This window comes from Bacillus tianshenii, assembly GCA_020524525.2.
GTDB lineage: Bacteria > Bacillota > Bacilli > Bacillales > Bacillaceae_N > Bacillus_AV.
The window spans coordinates 1,203,559-1,229,887 of record CP129018.1; the positions used below are offsets into that span (position 1 = coordinate 1,203,559).

The 26,329-nt window shown below is 38.1% G+C and carries 34 protein-coding genes; all 34 read left to right on the plus strand.

The window, feature by feature from the left end; translation table 11 throughout:
• Positions 1–14: 14 nt before the first annotated feature.
• The 34 genes from LC040_05990 (at position 15) to LC040_06155 (ending at position 26,276) form a co-directional block, all read left to right on the plus strand.
• A complete protein-coding gene (locus LC040_05990) occupies positions 15–551 on the plus strand; it encodes a sigma factor-like helix-turn-helix DNA-binding protein (protein ID WLR52450.1) in 537 nt (178 codons plus the stop codon).
• Positions 538–1,080: a tyrosine-type recombinase/integrase gene (locus tag LC040_05995; GenBank protein WLR52451.1), complete on the plus strand. Its 543-nt coding sequence runs from the start codon at positions 538–540 to the stop codon at positions 1,078–1,080. The genes LC040_05990 and LC040_05995 overlap by 14 nt, the downstream gene beginning before the upstream one ends.
• 240 nt (positions 1,081–1,320) lie before the next feature.
• Entirely contained in the window at positions 1,321–2,052 is a 732-nt protein-coding gene (locus LC040_06000; GenBank protein ID WLR52452.1) for a hypothetical protein, read from the plus strand.
• A 42-nt stretch (positions 2,053–2,094) separates the two neighbouring features.
• Entirely contained in the window at positions 2,095–2,430 is a 336-nt protein-coding gene (locus LC040_06005; protein WLR52453.1) for an HNH endonuclease, read from the plus strand.
• 114 nt (positions 2,431–2,544) lie between these two features.
• Complete coding sequence (locus tag LC040_06010) at positions 2,545–2,853, plus strand: P27 family phage terminase small subunit (protein ID WLR52454.1); 309 nt, start codon at positions 2,545–2,547, stop codon at positions 2,851–2,853.
• Positions 2,850–4,484: a terminase large subunit gene (locus LC040_06015; protein ID WLR52455.1), complete on the plus strand. Its 1,635-nt coding sequence runs from the start codon at positions 2,850–2,852 to the stop codon at positions 4,482–4,484. Before LC040_06010 ends, LC040_06015 begins: the two co-directional genes overlap by 4 nt.
• An 8-nt stretch (positions 4,485–4,492) precedes the next feature.
• Positions 4,493–5,644, plus strand: a complete 1,152-nt coding sequence (locus tag LC040_06020) for a phage portal protein (protein ID WLR52456.1) — start codon at positions 4,493–4,495, stop codon at positions 5,642–5,644.
• Positions 5,641–6,366, plus strand: coding sequence for a Clp protease ClpP (locus LC040_06025; protein ID WLR52457.1), 726 nt, complete (start codon positions 5,641–5,643; stop codon positions 6,364–6,366). Before LC040_06020 ends, LC040_06025 begins: the two co-directional genes overlap by 4 nt.
• A 19-nt stretch (positions 6,367–6,385) precedes the next feature.
• Positions 6,386–7,534, plus strand: coding sequence for a phage major capsid protein (locus tag LC040_06030; GenBank protein ID WLR52458.1), 1,149 nt, complete (start codon positions 6,386–6,388; stop codon positions 7,532–7,534).
• A 22-nt stretch (positions 7,535–7,556) separates the two neighbouring features.
• Positions 7,557–7,874 (plus strand): hypothetical protein, encoded by a 318-nt coding sequence (locus tag LC040_06035; GenBank protein ID WLR52459.1) that lies wholly within the window; start codon positions 7,557–7,559, stop codon positions 7,872–7,874.
• Between the two features lie 27 nt (positions 7,875–7,901).
• On the plus strand, positions 7,902–8,204 hold the full coding sequence (locus LC040_06040) for a hypothetical protein (protein ID WLR52460.1): 303 nt from the start codon (positions 7,902–7,904) through the stop codon (positions 8,202–8,204).
• Complete coding sequence (locus LC040_06045) at positions 8,191–8,547, plus strand: phage head closure protein (protein ID WLR52461.1); 357 nt, start codon at positions 8,191–8,193, stop codon at positions 8,545–8,547. The genes LC040_06040 and LC040_06045 overlap by 14 nt, the downstream gene beginning before the upstream one ends.
• Positions 8,547–8,963, plus strand: coding sequence for an HK97 gp10 family phage protein (locus LC040_06050; protein WLR52462.1), 417 nt, complete (start codon positions 8,547–8,549; stop codon positions 8,961–8,963). The genes LC040_06045 and LC040_06050 overlap by 1 nt, the downstream gene beginning before the upstream one ends.
• On the plus strand, positions 8,960–9,388 hold the full coding sequence (locus LC040_06055; protein WLR52463.1) for a hypothetical protein: 429 nt from the start codon (positions 8,960–8,962) through the stop codon (positions 9,386–9,388). Before LC040_06050 ends, LC040_06055 begins: the two co-directional genes overlap by 4 nt.
• Before the next feature lie 2 nt (positions 9,389–9,390).
• Positions 9,391–10,452 carry a phage tail sheath C-terminal domain-containing protein gene (locus tag LC040_06060; protein WLR52464.1) on the plus strand — a complete coding sequence of 354 codons (1,062 nt, stop codon included), beginning with the start codon at positions 9,391–9,393 and terminating at the stop codon, positions 10,450–10,452.
• A gap of 13 nt (positions 10,453–10,465) precedes the next feature.
• A complete protein-coding gene (locus tag LC040_06065; protein WLR52465.1) occupies positions 10,466–10,900 on the plus strand; it encodes a phage tail tube protein in 435 nt (144 codons plus the stop codon).
• Between the two features lie 13 nt (positions 10,901–10,913).
• Positions 10,914–11,306, plus strand: a complete 393-nt coding sequence (locus tag LC040_06070) for a hypothetical protein (GenBank protein ID WLR52466.1) — start codon at positions 10,914–10,916, stop codon at positions 11,304–11,306.
• Between the two features lie 186 nt (positions 11,307–11,492).
• A complete protein-coding gene (locus LC040_06075; GenBank protein ID WLR52467.1) occupies positions 11,493–13,523 on the plus strand; it encodes a hypothetical protein in 2,031 nt (676 codons plus the stop codon).
• A 19-nt stretch (positions 13,524–13,542) separates the two neighbouring features.
• Entirely contained in the window at positions 13,543–13,962 is a 420-nt protein-coding gene (locus tag LC040_06080; protein ID WLR52468.1) for a hypothetical protein, read from the plus strand.
• Positions 13,963–13,964: 2 nt separating this feature from the next.
• Positions 13,965–14,939, plus strand: coding sequence for a hypothetical protein (locus LC040_06085; GenBank protein ID WLR52469.1), 975 nt, complete (start codon positions 13,965–13,967; stop codon positions 14,937–14,939).
• Positions 14,936–15,370, plus strand: coding sequence for a DUF2577 domain-containing protein (locus LC040_06090; protein WLR52470.1), 435 nt, complete (start codon positions 14,936–14,938; stop codon positions 15,368–15,370). Before LC040_06085 ends, LC040_06090 begins: the two co-directional genes overlap by 4 nt.
• Positions 15,370–15,801, plus strand: coding sequence for a DUF2634 domain-containing protein (locus tag LC040_06095; protein WLR52471.1), 432 nt, complete (start codon positions 15,370–15,372; stop codon positions 15,799–15,801). Before LC040_06090 ends, LC040_06095 begins: the two co-directional genes overlap by 1 nt.
• Complete coding sequence (locus LC040_06100; GenBank protein WLR52472.1) at positions 15,794–16,834, plus strand: baseplate J/gp47 family protein; 1,041 nt, start codon at positions 15,794–15,796, stop codon at positions 16,832–16,834. Before LC040_06095 ends, LC040_06100 begins: the two co-directional genes overlap by 8 nt.
• 11 nt (positions 16,835–16,845) lie before the next feature.
• Entirely contained in the window at positions 16,846–17,232 is a 387-nt protein-coding gene (locus tag LC040_06105) for a hypothetical protein (GenBank protein ID WLR52473.1), read from the plus strand.
• Between the two features lie 10 nt (positions 17,233–17,242).
• Entirely contained in the window at positions 17,243–18,070 is an 828-nt protein-coding gene (locus tag LC040_06110) for a DUF2313 domain-containing protein (GenBank protein WLR52474.1), read from the plus strand.
• Positions 18,067–19,977 carry a phage tail protein gene (locus LC040_06115; GenBank protein ID WLR52475.1) on the plus strand — a complete coding sequence of 637 codons (1,911 nt, stop codon included), beginning with the start codon at positions 18,067–18,069 and terminating at the stop codon, positions 19,975–19,977. Before LC040_06110 ends, LC040_06115 begins: the two co-directional genes overlap by 4 nt.
• Positions 19,977–20,549: a hypothetical protein gene (locus tag LC040_06120; protein ID WLR52476.1), complete on the plus strand. Its 573-nt coding sequence runs from the start codon at positions 19,977–19,979 to the stop codon at positions 20,547–20,549. Before LC040_06115 ends, LC040_06120 begins: the two co-directional genes overlap by 1 nt.
• 321 nt (positions 20,550–20,870) lie before the next feature.
• A complete protein-coding gene (locus LC040_06125; GenBank protein WLR52477.1) occupies positions 20,871–21,197 on the plus strand; it encodes a winged helix-turn-helix domain-containing protein in 327 nt (108 codons plus the stop codon).
• 106 nt (positions 21,198–21,303) lie between these two features.
• Positions 21,304–21,639: a hypothetical protein gene (locus LC040_06130; GenBank protein WLR52478.1), complete on the plus strand. Its 336-nt coding sequence runs from the start codon at positions 21,304–21,306 to the stop codon at positions 21,637–21,639.
• Between the two features lies 1 nt (position 21,640).
• Positions 21,641–21,910 carry a holin gene (locus LC040_06135; protein WLR52479.1) on the plus strand — a complete coding sequence of 90 codons (270 nt, stop codon included), beginning with the start codon at positions 21,641–21,643 and terminating at the stop codon, positions 21,908–21,910.
• Entirely contained in the window at positions 21,907–22,572 is a 666-nt protein-coding gene (locus LC040_06140; GenBank protein ID WLR52480.1) for a M15 family metallopeptidase, read from the plus strand. The genes LC040_06135 and LC040_06140 overlap by 4 nt, the downstream gene beginning before the upstream one ends.
• 546 nt (positions 22,573–23,118) lie before the next feature.
• A protein-coding gene (locus LC040_06145) for an IS3 family transposase (GenBank protein ID WLR52481.1) occupies positions 23,119–24,278 on the plus strand; the annotation gives its coding sequence in 2 pieces (ribosomal slippage) (positions 23,119–23,377 and positions 23,377–24,278; 1,161 coding nt in all).
• 277 nt (positions 24,279–24,555) lie between these two features.
• Positions 24,556–25,497, plus strand: coding sequence for an Abi family protein (locus LC040_06150; protein WLR52482.1), 942 nt, complete (start codon positions 24,556–24,558; stop codon positions 25,495–25,497).
• Positions 25,498–26,129: 632 nt separating this feature from the next.
• The gene (locus LC040_06155; protein ID WLR52483.1) at positions 26,130–26,276 is read left to right on the plus strand and encodes a hypothetical protein; all 147 of its coding nucleotides are present in this window, start codon (positions 26,130–26,132) and stop codon (positions 26,274–26,276) included.
• The last annotated feature ends 53 nt before the right edge of the window (positions 26,277–26,329 follow it).

Genomic DNA, 26,329 nt, shown 5'->3' on the forward strand with positions numbered 1-26,329 from the left:
GGGGGGAAGACTAAATGCAATCACTAATTCGTGAATATAAACAATCTTTGAAACAAGTAAATGCCACTAAGAGGACGCTGAAAAATAAGTTGGAGCGGATAGAAGACGTGGAAAAAATAACGCAGCTGCAGAAAGATATATCGCTGCTTAATAGTATGGAACGAGATATTGCTTATTCTTTGCAATGGATGCGAACAGCACGCTGTCCCGAAAGCCGGAGAGGAGCAGAACGGAGAGGGTATGACCAATTAACTTTTCAATGTGACCCTTTGGTGCTTGATAAAACAAAGTCAGAAGAAGATGCATTAATTGAAGCAAGAGAATCCCAAGTCACGGACGCCGATAGAGAATTAATGAATGAAGCCATGTGGGAGCTGTCAGAACGGGAGAAAGAAGTTTTTACAATGAGTGAAGTCGCTATGCTTTCTAATGAGGAGATAGCAGAGGCATTATCAATCCGTGTCTCCTCAGTAAAGACATACAAAATTCGAGCAAGGCAAAAGCTAGACCGCTGGATGAACCAAAGGAGGGATGAGCGTGAATGCAGTTGAGCCGATTCGAGACATGGAAAAAGTAGAAAAGGTAAAAGCCTATTTGAGAAATCAAAGTGAACGTAATTACATACTTTTCTTCCTTGGTGTTAGTACAGGCCTGCGGATATCTGACATTCTTGCTCTTAAGGTTGGAGATGTTAAAGGCACACACCTCAAGATGAAGGAGCTTAAGACAAGGAAATCAAAAAAGATAAGGTTAACGCCTCAGCTGGGTAGAGATTTAAGAGCTTTCGTTGAAGGCAAGCCAGATCATCATTATGTGTTCAGGAGCAGAGAAGGAAGCAATAAACCAATTTCCCGCAGCATGGCTTATAAAATATTAAGAAGCGCTGCTGAAAAACACAACCTTAAAGATATTGGGACTCATACACTACGAAAGACCTTTGGCTATCACTTTTATCATCAAACAAAGGATGTAGCCATGCTGCAAGAAATCTTCAATCATTCCGATCCGAAAATAACGCTAAGGTATATTGGCGTTAACCAGGACATTCTGGATAGCGCCATGCTTAAGTTTAAAATTTGATTTACCCATTAATTCTCTTTAAATATGCGAATGTCGAATTTTTTTATAAAAAGCCTGTAGCTGTTGAGTGACAAGGGGTTCAGCGCTTAGCCCAGTTACACTGTTTATCCATTGAAGGGAACTCTGTCATCCACTTGCCAGCTAATAGTGAGAAGGAAAATAATCATGATATATTTACAAATATTTGAAGGTTTGTAGATCCTTTTGTCGAATTAGAGTAGGCGAGAGGAGGTAGGGTTTTTGACTTTATTGGGTACAGCAATACAAGAAGTTGGGAATAGTGAATTGAAAATAAAAGAGTTCATCACTTTAGTTGGTATAATTCTTACGTTCGTTGTTGGATTAATAAATATTTTTGTTACATTAAAAAATAATTCAAGATCGTTGTATGTTAATGCAATAACTTCGGAGAGAGTAAAATGGATGGGTCAACTCAAAGAATTAGTATCTGAGTATTTGTCAATGACGACAGTATATGACGATAAGCCCACATTAGAAGGTAAAGAATTTGCGGATTATATCGAGAGATTGATTTATTTGCAGAACAGAATTAAATTGCATTTAAACTATACTGATCCAAAGGATGAAGAAATAAACGATTTAATAAGTAAGATAAATAATAAAATTACAGGTTTATACGAAATGAAAAACCTATTAAATTTGTCTGATGAAGAAAAGCGGAAGGAGTTAATTTCTCCAAAATTCAAAAAGTATTTTGAGGAGGTTGCAGAAGAAACTATTGGAGTCGAAGAAGCGAAAAGGTATTTCATGGGAGAACAACAACTGGGAGTAGACTTTATTAACAATGTTATTAAAAAAATAAATGAAGATATAAAAAAGAAGTACGGGTATGAGGGGAAAAGAGACCTCGATAATCATTTAAATGATTTAGTAGAAAAGTCAAGAGTGTATCTTAAAGAAGAATGGGAGAAAGTCAAAAAAGAAGCTAATAAAGGAAGATTAAAAAAGTGAGGACCTCTTTAGAGGTGCTTTTTCTTTTGGAGTTGATTACCATTGCCTGAATACAAAACAAAAGCACAAAAGAAAAAGTTCTACAATTCTACATCATGGGCAGGGAAGAATGGTATACGACAGCAAGCATTAAAGCGTGACAACTATGAATGTCAACGTTGTAAAAAACTCGGACGTGTTTATGTTGATTCAGTAAAGGTTGAAGGTGAACGAAAGAGTATTGAATTAAATGTTCATCACATTAAAGAAATCGAGGACCATCCTGAGTTAGCTCTCTCATTGCACAACACCACAACACTTTGCATTCGTTGCCATAATGAAATTCACGAAAAAGGATATCAATACAAGGAACCCAGATGGAATGATGAGAAATGGTAGGTCCCCCCCGGTTAAAAAGTTTGGTTTTTACCGAAAAATCCATTGACCGCATGGGGACTCTTTTTTTCAGATTTTCACCTGAAAAGTTCACGATAGGGGGGGGGTGGGGGGATAATGGCAGTTGCAATTACAAAGTTAAAAAAGCAGCTAATGGAACGCATCGATACAGAAGACCTGGTACAAGTTGAAAAAGTTGAGCGATATATCAGCTTAGTCAAATCTTTTCGTCGTGTGAGTAAGACGATAGAACAAGAAGGAGAATCTGTTGTCACCCAGAACGGAGCGCAGCGCTTTACGAAAGCCCACCCTTTAATCGGTGAGCGAAATAAAATAAACGCCTCTCTTCTCAGCATTGAAAAATCATTTGGATTTGAACCTGAAGCACCAGAAGAAAATAAGCGCTCACTTAATGACTTAATATGATTCGCAATAAGCACGTTGATGAATATATTCGTCAGTATAAATCGGGTGAAATAAAGCTAAATAAAGAGCGCATAATGCTGATTGAATACCTGGAGAAATACATACTGACGAGAGATGATTTATATTTCGATGATGAAATGATCGATAATTTTATCAAGTTTACAGAGAAGTGGTATTTCCCTTTGCAGTCGTTTCAGAAGTTTTTGGCTGCATTTGTGTTTTTGTTTTACAAAGCGGATGACTCAGTTTTCTATGAGCAATTTCTTTGGACCATGGCAAGAGGAGCTGGAAAGAACGGGCTTATATCTGCTCTTGGTCATTTTTTAATTAGTCCGTTGCATGGAATACAAAGATACAATATCTCTATTGTGGCCAACAGCGAACTACAAGCGAAGACGTCATTCAAGGAAATTTATGATGTGGTTGGTTCTGCTGAAGTGTTGGAAGATATGTTTTATCGCACGAAAGTTGAAATAACAAGTAATGATACTAAAAGTATGCTGCAGTTTCACACGTCAAACGCAAACACTAAAGACGGTTTACGAGACGGAGCGGTCATTTATGATGAAATTCACCAATACGAAAATTACGATACGGTAAATGTATTCTCTAGCGGACTTGGAAAAGTACCGAATGCTAGGGAATTTTTTATTGGTACCGACGGGTTTGTTCGTGAAGGATTCTTAGACAAGATGAAGGAACGGGCGTTAAACATATTGGAAGGTAAAGAACTAGATGATCCTCTGTTTCCGTTCATCTGTAAGATTGATGATGCAAAAGAAATGGACAATCCTGATAGGTGGGAAAAAGCGAATCCGATGTTCAGCGAGCCAAGAAGCTCATACGCTAAAGGATTATTTAAAAAGGTCCTCACTCAGTATAAGCAGCTTGTTAACAACCCTTCCAATCGAGAAGAATTTATGACAAAGCGGATGAACTTCCCTGAAGTTGACTTGAATAAAACGGTTGCTTCTTGGGGTGACATATTGGCAACAAACAGACCATTCCCAGAGTTGGCCCATCGTACAGCTGTAGGCGGATTGGATTTTGCCAGCATCAAAGACTTTGCTGCAGTTGGTTTGCTTTTTAAAGTTGGTGATGACTATGTTTGGAAAACCCATTCGTTTGTAAGACAAGGTTTCTTAAACAACGTAAAGTTAAAAATCCCAGTTAAGGAATGGGAAGCGAGGGGCCTTTTAACGATTGTCGATGAGCCTGTTATTAATATCTCCCACATTGTAAATTGGTTTTGTAACATGCGCGAGCAGTATGGAGTCAATACAATTTGTGCTGATACCTTTCGTTTAGATTTGGTCAAAACAGCTTTGGAAGCGGAAGGGTTTGAGTTGCTCTATATTCGAAACCCCAAGGCTATTCATTCACTTCTAGCTCCTAGAGTAGAAACGATGTTTGCAAATCAAAACATTATATTTGATGATAATCCTCTCATGCGGTGGTACACAAATAATGTCTATGTTCATATTAAGAAGGACGGTAATAAAGAGTTCTTGAAGAAAGATGAATTTAGACGAAAGACAGATGGATTCCACGCTTTTATTCATGCGCTGTGGCAGGCTGACAATATCCTTGAAGAAGATGTAGACTTCTTCATCGGCAATATCAAATTCTGATGTGGGGGGTGAGTAGAATAGGATTTCTAGACACGATTTTTAAACGGAACAGCGAATTAGGGTTTATGTTTGATGTGGAAATGTTTCAAGAAACAACAACTCGAATTCACATGAAGCGTTTGGCGCTCGAAGTGTGCGCGTCATTTCTTGCTAGGACGATTAGCCAATCTGAATTTAGAATACGAAACGGAGATAAGTATGAAAAAGATGAACTGTACTATCGTTTAAATGTACGGCCCAGCAAGAACACAACTGCAAGTACTTTCTGGCAGCGTGTAGTGTACAAGCTTATTTATGACAATGAGTGCCTTATCATTCAAGCTGATGATGAGGATTTGCTCGTTGCGGATGATTTTGAACATAAAGAGTATGCCGTGATGGAAGATATCTTCGTGAAGGTGAGACTCAAAGAGTACGAGTTTAAGAGGGCATTCAAGCAAAGCGAAGTCATTCATCTTAAATATTCGAACGAAAAGCTTTCACCCTTGATTGATAGTTTGTTTGCGGATTACGGTGACTTGTTTGGCCGTCTTCTAAATTCTCAAAAAAGAAAAAATCAAATTCGCGGTACAGTCGATATGGATATGTTAGCTGCTAAAAGTCGGGAACACCAAGCAAAGCTTCAAGAGTTTATCGACAACATGTATAAAGCAGTAGGCGAAAAAGATATTGCCATTATCCCACAACAGCCAGGCTTTAAATACAATGAAGTCTCGGACGGAAATTCAAATAATGCTCAGAGCGTGGATGAAATAAACAAAGTGACGAACGGCTTTTTAAATCAAGTTGCATTAGCATTTGGGATTCCGAAAAGCCTCATCTATGGGGATATGGCAGATGTAGAAAAACAAACGAGGAACTATATGATGTTTACTGTCAGCCCATTACTTAAAAAAATACGTGATGAGTGTAATTCAAAATTCTTCACTAGAAAACAGTACTTAGCGGGCAATAGATTAGAAATTAAGCAAATTTCATATAACAGCCTGTTTGACCTTGCCACAAGCATTGATAAATTAGTTTCAAGCGGTACCTTCACTGCAAATGAAATTAGACAGGAGGCAGGATATGAGCCATCCAGCGATCCTAAATTGGACAAGCACTACATTACTAAGAACTATCAAGAAATGAATACGAAAGAAGGAGGTGAAGATAAATGAGGCATAAAATCAAAGGTGACATTATCAGCTGGAATTCATCTATTTGGGACTTTAATCAAAAGATGAGGTCGATTAAAGAGGATGAGGACATTGAGCTAGAAATCAACAGTTATGGTGGTGATGTATTTTTAGGGATTGACTTATGTAATACCCTTCGCGCTCATAAAGGGAAAGTAACGGCTATTATTACAGGTATTGCTGCCAGTGCTGCCTCTGTTATTGTTATGGGAGCAGATGAAATTAAAGCTTATAACAACACACAAATAATGCTTCATAATGCATGGACAATTGCAATGGGCAACTCCAAAGAATTAAGGAAAGTAGCGGATGACTTAGAAAGCATTAATGAATCTGTTTTAGCTTCTTACACACAACGCTTGGATGAAAAAACAGCAAAGAAACTCCTGGATGATGAAACGTACTTATCGGCTAAAAAAGCAAAAGAATATGGACTAGTTGATGAGGTTCTTGGGGAGGCAGTTGCTGAGGAAGTTGAGTCGGAAATCTTCGAGAACAAAGCGAAAGAGTTCAATAATAAAATCGTTGCTGCTAACAACAATAGATTAATTGCTGCAAGTGGAAGTATGGATGCTGAATCAATAAATCAAATGCTTAGTGAATTGAGAAATGAAATCGAACAACTTAAAAATTCAAATCAAAAAGAGCTTGGCCAAGAACCTGTAAAAAGCAGAAACTTAGGCAAGCTCTTTTTAAATTTATAAAATTTGGAGGAATTTATCTATGACTATTAAGTTTAAAAAATCAGAAGCATTTAACGAGGCAAAAGCAAAATTGACGACTGTACTTGCAAACGCAGAATCCACGCAAGAGGAACAAACAGAAGCCTTTCAGGACTTCTTTGACGCGTTGCAATCTAATGTAGTTAACACAGTACGCTCTCAAGTCAATGATGAAATGCTAGATCGTTCTATTCTGCAGCAACGAGGTCAAAATGTTCTTACCAGCGAAGAGACTAAGTTCTTTAATGCAGTTGTGCAAGATGGTGGGTTCAAAGACGATGCTCTTCTTCCAGTCACTACTCAAGAGCGTGTATTTGAAGATTTGAAAACTGAACATCCTTTACTTAAGGCGATTGGTCTCCAAGACTTAGGAGCGGTTACAAAGTTCATTTATTCTGATGCCACTAAAGCTTATGCATGGGGTGAATTGTTTGGTGACATTAGAGGACAAGTCAATGCAGCGTTCAAAGAAGAGAAGATTGGACAACTTAAATTGACTGCATTTGCTGCTATTCCTAATGACATGCTTGAATTAGGACCTGAATGGATCGAGCGTTATGTTCGCACTGTATTGATTGAATCATATTCTGTTGGTTTGGAATTTGGTTTTGTTAACGGGGGAGGCGCGGTTGCAAGTCAGCCTGTCGGATTAATCAAAGATGTTGATCCAACTACTGGGGCAATTACTGATAAGACGTCATCTGGAACATTGACATTTGCCCCATCTGACAAAGGACAAATTGTAGCAGGGGAACTTTATGAAGTCGTAAAGGCTCTCTCTACTGATGCTTCCGGTAAAAACCGTAAAGTCTTAAACAAGGTTGTAATGGTTGTAAATCCAGTTGATGCGATCGGTGTCCAGGCCCGTAATACAATTCAGACTCCTAGCGGTCAATGGGTGATGGCCTTGCCGTATAACATTCAAGTTGTGGAGTCAGAAGAAGTGCCTGTCGGTAAAGCAATTTTCTTTGTTAAAGGCCAGTATCTTGCAGCTATTGCTGGTGGCTACAAGCTGAAGAAGTTCGACCAAACACTTGCTATTGAGGATGCCACACTGTACACAATTAAGCAGTTTGCTAACGGCAAGCCAAAAGATAATAAGGCAGCACTTGTGTATGACTTAGATATTGACTTTACCCCAGCAGTTTAAAATGAAAGGAGTATAGTCTCACATGCCTTACAAAGTGATTAATAGGTTTTTAGACAAAGAGAATGGCACTCTTTATGAGGTTGGTGACGAGTTTCCTAAAGGAAATACTGAACCTACTAAAGAAAGAATTGTCGAGCTGTCAAAGAAGCATCCGAAGTATCAGAAAGCATTCATAGAGGAATTAAAAGATGATGGGGCAGCTCTTACGAAAACTGAATTGAAAAAGTTGAACAAAAGTGAACAAGAGCAGTTAATTAAAGACTTGAATGGCGACCCAAGCAATGCTAAAAATGAAGAAGACCGTGTTACTTTGATTTTGAAGCTGCAAAAAGGTGACTGAACTCCTGGCTGATAGGAGGCATAAAAAATGACCATTAGTGATGAAGTTTTGAACCAATTTAAAGAGAGGATGCACTTGGGGGACGATGAAGATGAAAACCTAAGACGCATCCTTTCTTCATCTGTTACAGCATTAAAAAGAGCTTGTGGAAGTTATGACATAAATACAGATGAAACGTTCAAAGAGCTAGTTTTTGAGCGCTCTAGGTATGTTTATAACGATGCTTTAGAGTTTTTTAACCGAAACTTTTTAAGTGAAATCAATAGTTTAGGTATTGATAAAGCCCTTGCAGAAATTGTTTTAGAGGATGATACAGATGCAGCCATTTAGATACAAGCCTAAGGTAAATTCCGGTGAATTAAGAAATCGAATTGACGTATACGGAAAAACGAAAACAACTAATGAATTAGGTGAAATAACACAGTCATTCAGCAAGGTTAAATCTATTTGGGCTGCTGTTGTCCCTCAAACTGGTAAGATGCAAAAACAACAAGTTGAAACCATTTTAACGAATGTCACTCATAAAGTTATTGTCAGGCACAACGCAGGTAAGGAAATTACACCTGACATGTATATCATGTTCAGGGAGAAACGCTTTGATATTGAATATATTCTCAATCCTTACTTTAAAAATGAGACGCTTGAAATCTTCTGCAGGGAAGTGATCGAGTAATGGAAATTGAAGGTTTGACTGAATTTCAACGGGATTTGTTAGAAGTAGCTCAACGGAAATTGCCAAAAGAAAGTAAAAAGGCTATGCGAAAGGTTGGCAGCAAAGCAAGAACCCAGGTCGCAAGAAGAGCAAGGAAGGAAGTCAACAAAGTAACAGGCACCTACCAGAAGAGATGGAAGCGGGGAAAAGTCTTCATTGGTGAAAACAAAGAAATCGTTGTACGTGTATATAATTCAGCACCTCATGCTCACTTAATTGAGGATGGCCATAGACAGGTAACAAAAGATGGCCGAGAAGTCGGGTTTGTAAGAGGAAAGCATGTGCTGGAGAAATCAATGAAGGAGTTTGAGGACAGGGAGATAGAAAAAATGCTGGGTGATTGGCTAGATGGTTTGTTAGAGGAAGGTTCTCTATGATTACGTTAAAAGATATTAAGAAATCCATAAATTCTAAAATTAGTGCTGCATTTGCTGGGATTGATATTCAATCGACAGACGTATCAGAAGGCTTTCATAGACCTTCTATTTTTGTGGAGTTTGACAATATGAAAAAAGAATCTTTTCCAGAACAAATTCGTCGAAGCTTAACTGTGCGAATTTATTATTTTCCTTCAGATAGAAGTCAGCATTCCATTGAATTGTTAGAGGTTCAGGAACGTTTAGAAGCGCTGTTTGATTTAAAACTGGACGTTCTTAATCGAAAATTTAACATTCAAGACGTGTCAACCAATATTGTTGATGGCGTACTTAATTTTTATTTTGATATTGCCTATGAAGAAGGAAAAGAAATTGATGAAAGTAACATTGAAAAGATGTTAACTCTTGAACTAACGAAAGGGTGAATATGGTGGGGCTGCCAGAAATCAATATTGAGTTTAAAGGGAAAGCAGTAAGTGCAGTGAAGCGGAGTGCAAGAGGTATTGTTGCACTTATTTTGCATGATGATACCGGAAGCTTTGAGACGAAAGTGTATACAGAGAGTACTCAAGTTGAAGGCACTGATTGGACCGAAGAAAACATTGATCTCATTAAAGTTGCCTTCAAAGCCAATCCTGCCAAAGTCATATGTGAGCGATTAGATACGACCGCAACCGATTTAGCTGCAGGGCTAACAAGATTAGGGAGCAAAAGGTTTAATTACTTAGCCATTCCTTCAATCACAACAGAGCAAGTACCTGATGTAGAAACATGGATTAAAAGTAAGCGTGAAAGTGATAAGCGCTCGTATAAAGCCGTTTTACCGCATGCCGACTCCGATCATGAAGGGATTATTAACTTCGCGACAAGCGACATTGTTGTGGGAGAAAAAACATACACAACCGAAGCTTATTGTGTTCGGATTGCCGGTATTTTAGCTGCATTGCCATTTACGCGTTCTGCAACCTATTATGAGCTTTCAGAAGTGGATTCAATTATTGAAAGTACCGATCCAAACGGAGACATTGATGCTGGAAAGCTGATTCTCATTAATGACGGTGAAAAAATCAAGATTGGGCGAGGCGTGAACAGTTTAACCACCACAACATTGAATAAAACAGAGGACTTCAAAAAGATTCGGGTTGTGGAAGTGATGGACCTCATGTCAGACGATATTCGTTCTACTTATGACAATTATTATGTAGGGAAAGTAAACAATATCTATGACAATCAAGTATTATTTTTCACTTCCATTAACGCCTATTTTGAAGGACTAGAAGCTGATGAAATTCTTGACCCGAACTTTGATAACAGGTCTGGCGTAAATATAGAAGCTCAACGCTTAGCATGGGAAAGTATTGGCATTGACACAAGCGAATGGTCTGAGCAACAAGTGAAAGAAAACACATTTAAGAGTAAAGTTTTTGCAAAAGCAAACGTGAAAATTGTTGATGCAATGGAAGACTTAGACTTCCAAATTGCAATGTAAGGAGGCGAGAAATTTGTCCAAAGTAAAAAGTAATAAGCAAATCAACGGCACGTTCGGGACTGTGTGGGTGAACGGTGACAAGTGGTTGGATATTGACTCCTTTGAAGCAAAAATCACGATTGACTTTGAAGATGTAAACATGGCTGGTGACTTAGCTACTCACAAGAAAATGACAGGCTGGACAGGCGAAGGCTCCATGACTGTAAAGAAAGTATACAGTCGCGGGGCTTCTTTAATGGCGAATGCTGTTAAAAAAGGTGTTCTTCCTGACATTTCAATTGTGGGGAAATTAGACGACCCTGATGCTTTCGGTGCAGAGCGTATAGCCATTAAAGAAGTGACGTTTAATGAATTTATGCTGATGAAGTTTGAACAAAAGACATTAAGTACAGAAGAGCTGCCGTTTAACTTTGCTGACTATGACCCAATTGATTTAATCAGTGCATAAGGAGAGATGAAAGATGAGTGTAAACAAGCTAACACTAACTGAATTAATTAAGAATAAGGAGAAGTATCAAGTTAAGGCTGATACAAAGGAAGAGTTATTTATTGAACGCTTAGGTGCAAGTATTACGATCAACAAGCCTGAGCGTTCTTTATGTTTAGAAGCTTTTCAAATGGCAAATGACGATGTGCAAGCGGAACAAGCAGATGCCTATGTTGTCTATAACATTGTTTCGGAACCCAATTTGAAAGACTCTGAGTTGCATAAAACATTTGGTTGTGCAGAACCGATTGATATTGTTGAGAAGTTATTTGAGGCTGGTGAAATTGCAAGAATTGCTCAAACAGGATTAGAGTTAGCAGGGTATAACAAAACCATTAAAAAGGTTAAAGATTTAAAAAACTCATAGAAAGTGATGGCGATTTCCATTTTATCCATCACTACTTACAAAAAGGGTTTTCAATGGATTATTTGCTTAATTTGAGAGCGGATGAAAAGCTTTTCATGCTGGCTAGCATGGAGCAATACAACGATGAAGAAAGAGCTAAATACTCATTGAAATAGTTCTTTCTTCAATGAATTTGGTGGTGAAGAGATGTCTAGCAGAGTCATATCCGCCGTTTTAACGTTAAGAGACCAGAACTTTACCACGAATGCAAGGCGAGCATCTAACCAAGTGTCAGATTTAGAACGTGGTGTCAGGAGTGCTGGAAACCGTATAAATCAATTTGGGAGCACGGCTGTAAGCAGCTTTGCAAATATGGCGAGGGAAGCTGCTACAACAGTTGGAGTGTTGGCCGGATTTGCAGGGCTTACGACAATTGCTCAATCGATTCATGAAGTGGACCAGGCATTCGACAATTTGGCTGCCAAAACGGGAGCAACTGGCACTCAGCTAGAAAAGTTAAATGGTGTGACCACTGAAGTGTTTAATAAAGGTTTTGGTGAGAGTATCGCAGACGTTTCAAATGGAGTTGCCACATTAGAATCAATGTTTAGTGATCTAAATGACGGTGCTTTGAGTAATGTTGCTGAGGGAGCCTACACAATAAGCAGCCTATGGGATGCAGAAGTGAAAGAGGTTGGAAAGACCGTTAAAACCATGACGAAAACATTTAAAGGCTTATCGGAAACTGATGCCATGGATTTAATGACAACTGCATTCCAGAAAACAGGTGACTACTCTGACGATTTACTTGATACGTTTAACGAATATTCCCTGTACTTTGAGAAGTTGGGCTTTGATGCTAAAGGCTTCACAAATGTTCTCGTAAAAGGTGCAGAAGCAGGAGCCTACACAATGGATAAGGCTGGGGATGCCATCAAAGAATTTGGCATCAGGTCCATTGATGCCAGTGATGCTACTGCAGAAGGTTTTAAAGCAATTGGGTTAGATGCTGAATTAATGACCAATAACTTTGCTGCTGGTGGAGAGACAGCTCAAAATGCATTTGCTGCTACGGTTGCAGGGTTAGCAGCAATGAAGGACCCAGTTGAACAGAATGCTGCAGGTGTGGCTCTCTTCGGAACGCAATGGGAAGATTTGCGAGAAACCGTTATTTTGTCTATGAGTGATGGGCAAGATGCAATCGGAGAGTTCGAAGGGGCAACAAAAAAAGCTGCTGAAACGATGCAGGACAATTTCGGTGCAAGGATGAAAAAGGTTTGGCGAGAATTGCAGACAGGCATCGTTGAAGTTTTTAACGAAAATGGAGGGCAAGAATTTCTTGGTGCTGTTGCTACAAAAGCAGAGGAAATTATCCCTAAGGTTATAGAAGGTCTGCAGAGTACGAAAGGTACAGCTGCTGAAGTGTTTGGGTTCTTTAAGGATAATTGGGGAACGCTTGAGCCGATTATCTTTGGAGTTGTAGGAGGGATTACAGCTTATAAGCTTGCTGTAACAGGCGCAGCTGCAGCAACAAATGTCTGGAAAGGTGTCACCACGACCATGACTATTGCACAGGCGTTATTTAACGGCACTTTAGCGATTTCACCATTAGGGTGGGTTGCTATTGCAATTGGAGCAGTTATAGCTGTAGGTATACTGTTATGGAGAAACTGGGATACCGTTAAAGCAAAAGGATTAGAGCTTTGGGAAAGCTTAAAAGGTGTTTGGAGCGGTATTACCACAGGCTTTTCTAATATGTGGTCCGGTGTGAAAAGTGCTACAGGGAGTGCAATAAACTATGTTATTAGTGGTTTGAATCGTATGATTACTGGCTTGAATAACTTTGCTAGCTTTAAAGTTCCAGATTGGGTGCCAGGTATCGGGGGGGAAGGCTGGGAGATGAGCATCCCGACTATCCCTCAATTTGCTTTAGGTACGAGTTACTTTAAAGGTGGACTAGCTCAAATCAATGAGCGTGGTGGCGAGATTGTTGACTTGCCGAATGGTTCAAGGGTTTATCCGCATGATAAGTCAGTACAAATGGCAAGAAATGAAGGACCAGGCAATACAAATGGTTCAATAGAAGTTGTGAATTTATTACGTACCATTATTAGTTTGCTGAAAGAATCACAAAAGCCAAGTGTTGTTATTGAAAATATTGACGCGGTGGATAAATCAATGAATGAGATTTTGAATGAATTAATTCCTTTATTAAAGAAAAGGATAGCCAATATGTAACGAGGAGGGATAGGTGTAAATGGATTTTTTTCTAAGCATTAATAACAGAGAACAAGTTATTAAGCTGCCGGTTATCCCTTCGAGTTTCAAAATTCCAAGCCCAGTAAATAACGAAACCTATTCAACGATTAACCAAGGTGAAATTAAATTAATCGGTTTAAGAGGCTTGAAATCTATCACGATTGATTCCTTTTTTCCTGTAAAAGACTATCCCTTTTTAAGAGACCGGACGTATAAGGGCTGGGAGTATGTAGAGATCATTGAATCATGGATTGACCGGCGTATTCCGGTTCGCTTAGTGATTACGGATACGCCGATAAACTTAGCAATGAGCATAGATAACTTTGAATCAGGTATACAGGATGGTTCTGGTGATGTGTATTATTCATTGGTCCTATCAGAATTCAAGTTCATTAAACTTGAGAGCAGGCAGGTGTGAGAATGGCTCATGAATTATGGATAGTAAAAGATTCAACAATGACGAATATCACGCCCCTCATTGGAACGATTCAGTGGAGAAGCAACAAAGATGAGCTAGGAGACGAAATTACCTTTGATATAGCTTTTAATGATGACCGTTATTTTCCTGTTAATCCTTGTGATATAGGCGACTTGGTGATTTTGAAAAATGGAGAAGAGATTACGAGGGGCATTATTGTAGAAGAAGACAAAAAAGGGAGAAAGTCAATTCCTTATACTGTCTTTGATTATGCCTTTTACTTGAATAAATCGAATGCTATCTATCAATTTAATGGTGTGGCTGCAGACCAGGCAATTCATAAAATATTAAAAGACTTTGGGGTTCCAGTTGGCACGATTGTAGCAATGCCAACAAAAATCAAGAAAATCTTTAATAATAAAAAGGTCAGCGACATTATAAAAGAGATTGTGAAACAAGTAGAGCAGGAGCAAGGAAAAAAGTATTTGATGGAAATGAGAGAAGGGAAATTCTATCTTGAAAAGCAAGAAGAGCGCATTATTAAAGGTAAATTTCGATTGGCTGCCAACTTAGCTGAACATGACATTACACAAGCAATTTCCAATCCAAGCAGAAAGAGAAGCATTATAGACATGAAGAACGCCGTGCAAATTGTTTCAGAAGAAAAAGTCATTGCTGAAACAAAAAACGATTCGTTAATAAGTAAATACGGAAAGCTGCAAGAAGTCGTGACAATCGACAAAGAAGAGCTTCCAAAAGCTAATACAATTGCTCTGAATACATTAAAAGATTTAGGAAAGGTATCTGAAGAAAGTGGACTAGAATTTATAGGTGATGACCGCTTTCGAGCAGGCCGGCTATGTGAAATAAATGAACCAATAACCGGGCTTCAAGGAACATATTTAATTACAGATGTAAATCATACTATCTCAAATGGAATTCATACAATGGTTCCCGGATTGGAGGCGGTTGAGTGAATGATTCAATTACTGAATTTGCAAAGATGTTTAAGGAAAGAGATAATCCGGTCCCAAGTGGTATACAAATAGGCGAAGTCCTTGCACCTTTTCCGGAAATAAAAATCAAGTTGAATGAGAAAGTAGTGTTAGGAAAAGAAGAACTAGTTTTCTCTGAAAGCCTGCTCAATACCTACAAAAGAGAAGTTGATATAAAAGGTCAAATCCAGCTCTCTGATACAGATAGCGGAACGACAGATTCAGTTAATGACGGCGGGCAAGGCGCAAGCTCACATAGTCATACCATTCGTACTTTGGATGTTGATACAGCTTATACGGCAAAGGCAGAGCTATTATTTACAGATACGTTGGTAGCAGGTGATTCTGTTATTATCTTCCCAGCTGCTGATGAACAAACGTATTATGTCATGGATAAAGCGGTGAGGTTATAATGCTGCCAAAAATTACACAGTTAGAAATGCCTGAACAGACTTTACCTCAAGTAAAAATAGGAAAGTCTTTTTTATTTGATTTTCGAAAAGGCGACTTTATATTGAAAAACGGCAAAGTATTAGTGGTCGAGGAAATCGAAGCGCTAAAAATTTGGATTGAAAAGACAATTAGAACGGAAAAATTCAAGTTCAGAATTTATGACAATACTGAATATGGCGTAACTTTAGAGGATTTATTAGGCTCAAATTTTCCACAAGTTTTTATTGAAGCGGAAATTAAAAGAGAGGTCACATCTACGCTTGTCCAACATCCATACATTCAAAATATTTCAAGGTGGAAGTTTACAAGGGACGGCTCTTTAATGACGATTTTCTTTCAAGTCATAACAATCGAAGGAGCTTTCGAGCAGGAGGTGACTTTTAATGGCTGATGATGCTCAAAAACGAATGTTGGCAAACATCAACGACGAATTTGATAAAAGTGTAGGTTCATTTTTTTATGATATTACTGGAGCAGTAGCTGTTCCGTTTAATGATAAATATAAAGCACTGGAACAATCGCTGGATGATTATTTCATTTCTACTTCTTCGAATGAGGACATTATTGAAAAGCGCGTTGCAGAACAGGGGATCACAAGGAAAGCAGCAACATTTGCTACGGGTTATGTAACTATAACCGGCCAGCAAGGTGCAGCCATTAATGAAGGTGATAAAGTTGCCAGTGATTTTACAACATATACGATCCAAGAATCAAAGGTAATAGGTGCATCACGAAAAGCAAGCGTTCTTGTTATGGCTGATGAAGCGGGGATGATTGGAAACTGTCCTGTCGGTTCCATTAAATACTTCCCTGTCACTTTATCCGGATTAACTACTGTAACAAATGATGAAGAGTTTTCAAATGGCTATGACCAAGAGTCCATCGAATCCCTAAAGGAGCGGTATTTTGAGAAAGTAAGAACACCAGCAACTTCAGGGAATAAATATCACTACCGAAATTGGGCCAAAGAGGTCATTGGTGTTGGTGATGCAAAAGTATTTCCGCAATGGAACGGAAGTGGAACTGTAAAGGTAGTCATTATCGATAGTAATGGTCAAGGAGCAAGCCAAAACATTATTGATAGCGTATTTAGTCATATTGAGGAAGAACGGCCAATTTGCGTGGACGTTACCGTTGTAAGTGCAACAGAAAAAGCTATTAATCTTGTTGTTGATTTGATAATTGATACCAATAATTATGCGCTTCAAGAAGTGCAGACAATCATTGAAAACAGCCTTAATAAGTACTTAAAAACTTTGGCTTTTGCTGAGGACTATGTGTCTTATGGCCAAATTGGAAATCTTATTCTTGATAGTGAAGGGGTTATTGATTATTCAAACTTACTAGTCAATGGTGACGTTGGAAATGTACTTATTGGAGAAGAAGAGGTGGCGGTGCTAGGTACAATCACAACAAATGGATAGGCGGTGGTTATGTGGCAGCATTAAGTAATTATTTAGAAAACGCAATGATAAATGCCGTGTTAAGAGGTGTGCAATATACAAGCCCTCAGAAAGTTTATGTTGGCTTGTTTTTATCCGATCCAACCGATAAAAACAACGGTACTGAAGTAAGCGCAGCTAGTTATGAGCGACAGGCAATTACTTTCGAGGAGCCTGTGGATGGAGAAACGTCAAATAATAAAGATGTACTTTTTCCAGTTACCACAGAAGATTGGGGAACAATAACACATATCGGCCTCTATGATGCTCAGACAGCGGGTAACTTGCTATGGCGTGGCCAGCTGGAATTTTCAAAAGAGATTGTGTTATCCAGTCAGTTTAAAATACCAAGAAATTATTTAATCGTTCGATTGAAATAGGTTGATTGCAATGGTAGCTATTAAAGAACAAACCTGGAATGAGTTAAATACTCTTACTTGGGATGAGCTGGGTCAGTATAAGTGGAATGATTTTAGATTTGCGCTTATAACAGTTGATTCTCAACTACAAACCCAAGGTGTGAATGTTGAGTCATCTAATAGTATTATGGTGAGCTATTCTGAGGCCGATGTCCAAGGTGTAAATGTTGAGCATAGCGTTATTGTAATGGCCAATGAAACAGATATGGTGGTCAGTGTATCAATAAGTGAGCATGACTATAAGCAGCTTATGTTAAAATCACTGCCAACATATTATCGTAAAAGCAGGGTCATTCATAACTTGCTAGATACATTTACAACTGAATTTCGAAGATTAGAGTTCAAAGAAAACGAGACATTTGAGAACTTTATAGTTGATACAACATTCAGTGCGATTTCACGCTGGGAACGGGACTTAGGGATTGAACCAAACACTTCAAAGCCTTTAGATTTTCGAAGAGAGCAGGTTAAAGCGAAACTAAGAGCTACCACAGGTACTGTAACAAAGAAAATGATCCAAAACATCGCAAACGCATATGTAAACGGCAAGGTAGAAGTGATTGAAAATCCTTCTGCTTTTTCTTTTGGCATTAAGTTTATTGGCGACAAAGGCATTCCAGACAATGTTAATGACTTAGAGGCCATCATAAACGAAATTAAGCCAGCACATTTGTCTTTTTCCTTTGATTTCTCTTATACAACTTGGGCAGAGCTAGGGAACAAAACATGGGATGATTTAGCAGCTCACACATGGGATGAATTAAAGACAGTAAATTTTGATGAAGGAGGTCAGTCATGAAGTATACACCGAATTACAACTTGAAAAAGCCTGAAGGTGGAGAGTATGTAAACATTGCCGATTTGAATGAAAACGTTGAGACGATTGATCAGAAGTTGAAGGAAAATGCGGATGGGGTTGCTGGGGTTGAGGAAGGTGTTGCTGCGCATTTACTCGAAGATGCTTCACTTACTCAAAAAGGTCATGTGCAGTTATCGAACGTTACTGACAGCGAAGATGAAACGAAAGCGGCTACGCCGAGTGCAGTAAAGCAAGCATACGACAAAGCAACGGAAGCATTGAATAATAAGCCTGTTGATTATGGTCGTTATCAAGCGGAATTTGGTTGGGATGGTGCGATTTACGAAAATACAAAGCTAATAAACAATAAAGCAGAAATTTTTGAACTAATAGACGGTTCCACAGTAACTAGACCACTAGATACCACAAGCGGAACAGCTAGTGATGGCGGTATTATAGTAGCTGTTAAAAATAATTTAAAAGGTATAAAAATAAAGGTTTCTAGTAAAACAAATGGGGCTGATAGTTTTAAAATATGGGATGTCTCGGAATCAAAGTATATTTTAGATACAACAATTAACCCAGTTCAACCTGGAGATGTTTTATCTTTTGAAGTTGATTTAATTGCCGGTAGAAGTTATGGATTAGTTCTTTATGGTTCAAGCTTTTCTAAGGGGTATGCGTCATTTAATGGTATAAAAACAAGTAATGATATTGATATTTTAAGTGGTACGTCTGACGGCACTAACACTAACACCTCTTGGTATTTTAATATCGAGGGAGTTACATCATTACACGTTGGAGGAACATTAGGCACAATAACAAAAACAATCACACCATCCGACCTAAAAAAATGGGGTAACGTAAAGTTTACGAAGCGTGAGCTTACTAATACGAGTGTGGTTTGTGATCTAATCTATAGAAATAGGAATTCTGCAATACCAAAAATGACATCAAAAACAGACAACGTCATTACGGTGACAGGTAGTTACTCAGCTAATCAAAGCATAATTTATCAATTATTCGATGGAAATATAAACAAAGGTGTAAATTTAGGTGACGCTGGCGACTTTGTAACAATAGACCTAGGAAGTCAAAAAAGGTTCTTTAAATGTTCTATTTTTCCAACAAATGAAAATACAATTAGTTACGCGCCTAGAGCATTAAAAATAAGAGGCTCAAATGACGAAGTTAATTGGGATGTATTAGCAACGAAAACAAACATTACGTGGGCGTTTAATTCATCAGTTGATTTTGATTTAATTGTTGGTGAATATAGATACTATCAAATTTATGTACAAACAAATAGCGACTATTCAGGAAATTCTGTTTTGGGGGAGGTTCGCTTTTATGAAGAAACTCCAGTGAAAACGAATATTCAATCTTTAGAAGATTTATCAGGAATTAATGTAGTACAATACGAAAGTTTAGTTTTAAAGTGGACATTAAGTAGAAATTCAATAGATGATGAAAGTCCTAACGTTTCAGAGCCTAGTGTTACGTGGGAAGGTGCGAAAGAAGTCTTGCCTACAGTAGTTACAGGTAGGTGGTCTGATATAGCAACAATTATTAATGCTGCAACAACTTATAAAAAACGAATTCCTTTAGGCATAAAAGCGAAAAAGGGTCGAGGGTTATTGCTGGGAGCTAATGGAGGTAATTGGTTAGTTGGATTTACTACAGATAAAAATGGGGCATATAGTATTTTCGGTAACGATGCTTTTAGAAAGCCACATGACCCTTATTTAACTTCAGGATATTCATTAAGGGCATCAGGTAATGGGGTGGCTGATTTGGCGAACATTTATATAGAGGATAGTGATTTGGTTTTAGAAATTAGTAATAATAATTCGAGTTATAGTGTTACATTGGGTGTTACTGACTTTATATGGGAGGCGGAGGGTTAATGATAATTTGCTATAAAAAAAGCGATTTATCTATTGTTGGTACAGTTTCTAATAATATGTCACCACAAGAAGAAATTACAAAAAACGTTATTCCGAATTTTGGTGGTAAGGTTGAAGATTATAGCTATATCGCAACTAATTTAATTTCATTTCATCTTGAAAGCAAAGATGGTGAAATAATTGTTGTAGATGATTCGCAAAAAAAGCTTTTTGAACAAGCGAAGACAAATAAGCGAAATGAATTACACAACGCTTATCAAACAGAATTACACAGCGAAATTGTTTCTAGTATTCTAGGTGACAACGGCAAGCCAGTTGTATTCGGTTATAGCGCACAAGATCAGATGAACTATAATAAATTTGCTAACCGTTTTGCCTTAGATGAAAATAAAAGCGAGATAATGTTAGGTACACGTTCTCATGGGGTTATCACTCTTTCAAAAGAAGATTTCATTATTTTTACAGATGAAAGTGAACAACAAGAAATGAGACTTTATATGAAGTGGAAAATGTTAGATGAACAAGCGAAAAAGGCAACAACACAAGAAGAATTAGTTGCAATAGAGTGGTGATGAAGTGTGAAAAGATACATCTGGAATCTACTAATATCACTTGACCAACTTTTGAACACAATTTTAGGGGGGGTTCCAGATGAGACAATGAGTAGTCGCATGGGCAAGAAAATTATCAAAAATCCATATAGTTTCCCAAGTTGTTGGATATGTAGATTTCTTGATTTGTTCGAGAAAGACCATTGTAAGAAAAGAATAGAACGTGACGAAGGAGAACAGATGTAGGTTTTTAATTTTCAAAAAAAAGGATTATTGATAATGACCTCTAATATAATTAATAAAGTTAATTAAATGTTGAATTTTAATGGGGGGAATTATTTTATGGAAACAAAAGAAGTTAAACTTCCGGAACAAGGAAGAATTGCGTATCATTTACTAGCGTTAATGTATAGAGAAGGTAGAATTGATTTAAGTGTTGTTTATTCTAAATTAGAAGAGAAAATGGGGATTACCGAAGAACAAAAAAATTTGAAGTATGATAGTGGAGAAAGTATGTGGAAAGCTCGAGTTAGAGCTGCAAAGCATAATACTTTAAAGGAAACCGGTCTCGTTAGAAATGGGAAAAAAGGGGTTTGGGAAATTACTTCTAAAGGTAAAAAGAAATTTGAAGAAATGCAAAAGTTAGGTTTAATCTCATTGAATTATTAAAAATGTAAAAGTAATTATAAAAGGGATTTTTTCATTTGGGGGAATTGTCTAACAAGCACCTGCAACCAGCAGGTGTATTTTTTATGGCTTAGAAGGAGGTGCAAGGTTGGACCATCAAAACGGAGTAACTATTGGCTTCCGTGAGATATACGACGAGATGAGGGGAATGACGCAGACTTTGAATCGTTTGGACCAGCGGATTAGCAAATTAGAGGAAAAAACAAGTATTGCAAAGGAAGCTGATGAACGCAGCCGTGAAGCTCTTGAAATGGCAAATGAGGCATGCGCTAAAGCTGAGGAAGCAGCACAGATTGTTGCAGATACTGAAAAGGAACGAAAGCAAAATCGAAAATGGATTATTGGATTGACAGTCACGGCAGCCTCGCCGTGGCTTTTTCAATTGCTCGCAGCATTAAATAAATTTTTGAGTGGAGGTTATTAATATGGAAGAAACTCTATCTTTTGCATCGATTATGCTGCCAACTGTCATAGCTTTAATGCAGTTAGCTAAAATAACATTTCCTTTGCCGAAGAACTATGTGCCGTTAATAGCAACTATACTAGGTCTTGCCGTGGGAGCTGCAGCTTACCCATATACAGAGCTTGAACTAGTGGTTCGATTATGGGCTGGAGGGTTTGCTGGTTTAGCTTCCACAGGGTTATTTGAAATCTTCAATCCAAGAACAGGTGTTACAAAGGAGATGAAAAAATGACTGTATCAGTAGAAACACTGATCGACCGTAGCGTTCGTAACATGGGGGCGGTGCATCCGGTTGTTAAGCAGAAAGCAATTCAACTTATTAAACAAGCATACTCAGAAGGAATTTTGTTGCAAATTTCATCGGGGTTACGCTCATTTGAAGACCAAGCTCGTATTTACGGCCAGGGGCGCAAGTCGTTCTGGTACAACGGCAAAGATTATGGCAACCCAAGCAAGTCAGTCGTCAGCAATGCGAAGCCAGGACAGTCAGTCCACAATTATGGTCTGGCTATCGATTATTGCCTTGTAAGTAGTGATGGCCAACGAGCATTATGGACCGTAAATGACAAATGGAAACGAGTTGCTGCTATTGGCAAATCACTTGGATTTAGCTGGGGTGGTGATTGGGAGAACTTTAAAGACTATCCTCATTTGCAATTGACAGGAGGTCTAACTTGGCAAGACTTAAAAGCTGGAAAGCGCCCTGAACACTTATTGAAGGAGGTGAAAGGTGTGAGTGAAGTAAAGAATCAAAAGCCGAGTAAATGGGCTGAGGAGTCATGGAAGCAAGCAAAAGAACTTGGCCTGTTTGATGGAACTCGGCCCCAAGAGGCAATTACACGAGAGGAAGCTGCATCTGTAGTGGTGAGACTTTATCAAAAACTTAGCAATTAAAGTTCGGAAGGGCGGGCAGTAGGGTTTTTTCTATAGTAATTGCAGAGTAGATGTTGCCCCCAAATGTGCCCCCATTGTGCCCCCTATGTTTAAAAAGAAATAAAAAAGTTTAATTAGCTATTTTTCAAGAACCTTGATATAGCGGGTTTTGAGAGATTAAATAAATTGTTTTATATAGGACAATCATATTCCGCACACAAGTTCACCCTTGGGAACGCGAGCAATATCTAACTTCATATTAAAATCTCGGATCCCTTGGCGCTGTAGTCGTCGAGGGGTTTTTACATTTATTGGGGAATGGTAAAAATAAGCGATTTTTGGCCCGTACCCACAATCCACCCACAATTTTTTTAAAAATTATTTTTTTGAATAGCCAACAGTAAACAGGTTTTTTACGAAAAAGAAGTGATTTGAGGTGATAGAGGTAGGAGATTTAGAGAATCGATTATATTTCTCGTTATCGGAATGATGCTAGTCTAAATAACGGACACACCGAAATGGGATTTCAGTTATAATGAACCTAATCTAATTACGGGAGTGTCCAGCATGAGAAAACAATATGACAAAGAATTTAAATTGTATGCCGTTCGTATGGTGGAGGAGGATGGTAAAAAAATTGCACATGTGGCAAGAGAACTAGATATCGCCGAACAAACCCTCCACAACTGGGTGAAAAAATACCGGACTGACCAAGAAAAAGGATTCGTTGGCAGTGGAAACCGCAAGCCAGAAGACCAAGCTGTCCATGATTTACAAAAACGCCTGCGTGACCTGGAAGAAGAGAATGCGATCTTAAAAAAGGCTATGGGCATCTTCGCAAAAGACCGGAAGTAATTTATGGCTTCATTGAAGAGCACCGACACGAATTTCGTGTAGCGAAGATGTGCCTTGTTTTAGGTGTATCGAAAAGTGGCTTCTATGCTTGGAGGAATCGTCCAAAAAGTGAACAGAAGATCCGAAAAGAAAAGCTTACAAGTCAAATTAAGCAAGCGCACATTCAATCAGGTTGTGTATATGGCAGTCCAAAGGTTACAAGAGTGCTGCATAACCGTGGGATTTCGGTGTCGCAAAAGACGGTTTCACGCATTATGAGCGAGAATGACTTACGCTCAAAAACGGTGAAGAAATATAAAGCGACAACCAATTCAAAACACTCTTTCCCTGTTTATCCGAACCTTCTTAATCAGCAGTTTCAAGCTGAAATGCCTGGTGAAATTTGGGTAGCTGATATTACTTATATTTGGACAAAAGAAGGCTGGCTGTATTTAGCGACTGTGATGGACTTGTTTTCTAGACGAATTATCGGCTGGCAGATGGATAAACGAATGACGAAGGAGTTAGTGATTACAGCTTTAAGGCGTGCGCTTGGGAAGCAAAAAATCCAAGAAGGACTCATTCATCATTCCGGTCGTGGAAGCCAGTATGCCTCAAATGAATACCAAGCTCTTTTAAGAGGCTTTGGCATCCGTACCAGTATGAGTAGAAAAGGCAACTGTTACGACAATGCGTGCATTGAATCCTTTCACAGCGTTCTCAAAAAAGAACTAATCTTTCATCAGAATTATCGAACACGGGAAGAAGCCAAGAAAAGCATCTTTACTTACATTGAGAGTTTTTATAATTACAAACGGATTCACTCAGCGATCAACTATCAATCTCCCATTGCGTTTGAAAAGCAGTATTATAAGCAGCAGAAAGGTAGCTAAGCTATTTTTCTATGTTTACCGTGTCCGTTTTCTTGACATAGATCCAGATACTAGGAAAACACGTTTCGCAGATTCGTGAGGAGTAGATGGAGAAGGAGCAGGATGAAGGTATATAGAACAATATTTTTTGTTGAACAGTCGTATCAAAGAATAAAAATCTAGATGAATGCATATTCTTTATTATTATAAAGCAAATAATACAAGCCTTCCCAATTCCAACTCCTTAAGATATGATAGTTATGGACTACCTCATATTTAAAGGGGGAGGTGAGCTGGGATGGAACAAAGCACACAGAAAATTTTAAAAAAGAAATTAAGCTTTGATGAGATGATTAAACACCTAGATCAGAAGAATGTGAAATTTGATCTAATTACTAAAGACGAAGCAAAAGACATTCTCCAAACATCAAATTACTTCTACAAAATTACTGCTTATAGAAAGAACTTTGAAAAGAATAAATATGATAAGTATGTCAATTTAGATTTTAAACTATTGCAAGACCTTGCCACTATTGATATGAGGCTTCGTTATTTAGTATTACAAATGTGTCTAGATATAGAGCATGCAGTTAAAACACAAATTCTTACGAATATAACTAATGAATCTTCTGAAGATGGCTATAGTATTGTGACTGATTACTTAGCGCATGACAATAGCTCTATTGATGATTATATGAAAGCTTTAAATAAAGAAAGTCATTATAATTATGGTTTATATGAAAAGCATCATGAAAATCCACCTATTTGGGTATTATTTGAAGTTATGACTTTTGGTGCTTTCGTAAAGTTTGTGGAGTATTATTATCGTCGGAAAAACAAGCCACCTGCATACAAAGAAATACAGCAAGTACTAAGGTATGTAAAAAACATACGTAACACAGCTGCTCACAATAGTCCTATTTTGATGGATATAACTAAAAATGGGCAGATTGATCCTCAAAAGGTTATAAAACCGATTACCATTTTTACAAAAGTGATTCCGGGGTTGTCATCTCAAGCGAGGAAAAAAAGGCTTTCTAATCGGAAGGTACATGACTTGACTGCACTTATTTATGTTCATTATACTTATATTAATAGTGATGGTATAAAAACTGCACGTTATGGAGATTTTAGGAAATTATTGGAACGCACAAAACGGCTTAAAAATGCATATGATAATCAAGATTCCTTAATTTCAGTGTATAAATACTTTAAAAAACTGATTGACTTCGTAAGTTAATTAGTGTAGTATTTTATCTAAGGAAAAAATCGGTTCGCCCGGTTTGCAATAGCGGGGTCATACTTCGCTTAAGTTTATCGTGCTAGCACCTGTCATTTTGGCAGGTGCTTTTATTATGATTTAAAGAGGAACGAAAAATAGCGTTGTCTTATATTATAGAAGAAACTCGTTTTTAGCTCATCACTTAAATAGGTGGTGGGCTTTTTTTATTTGCTCATTACTATCTAAACAGCATAGTATCTATTTTTGCAAAAACATCATTATATAAAGATAAAAAAGATGGTTTAGATACAGTATATAGTGTTTTGATGTTGTTTGTAATTCTATATATAGTTTTTTATCTTTATCGAATCATGGGGTCTACTTCGAAAGGAGAGTTTCCCTGCAGAACTTTACTCGCAGTTTGTAGAGAAAGCTACGGTCTATAAGGACGGAAGGTACTTTACCATTTTTGTATGGGAATAGATTGGTCTACGGCTGAAAGATATGAAAGCTATCGACATCAGCTCTTAGAGGAAAAGAAAGCGAGACGCCGATCTAAACGAAAGGAAAAGCAAGCAGAATTTATGAAAGGGCCAGAGGTAACCGCCTTAATGGAGTATTGTGAAAAACCGCGGCTGTGGGGGGAAATCTTGGAGTTTATGAACACGGTGATGAAAATATCACCTTCCTATTTCCGAAAAAACATTGTACTACCACTAATCGAAGTGGGGAAGCTGCAGAAGAAATTGTTGCCGGAACGTCAAAGAAAGCATAAATATTATATGGTGAAGAAGTAATGAAGGAACCCACTGAGTTGTTCGTATAGTTTACTATACAGCTGCTTGGTGGG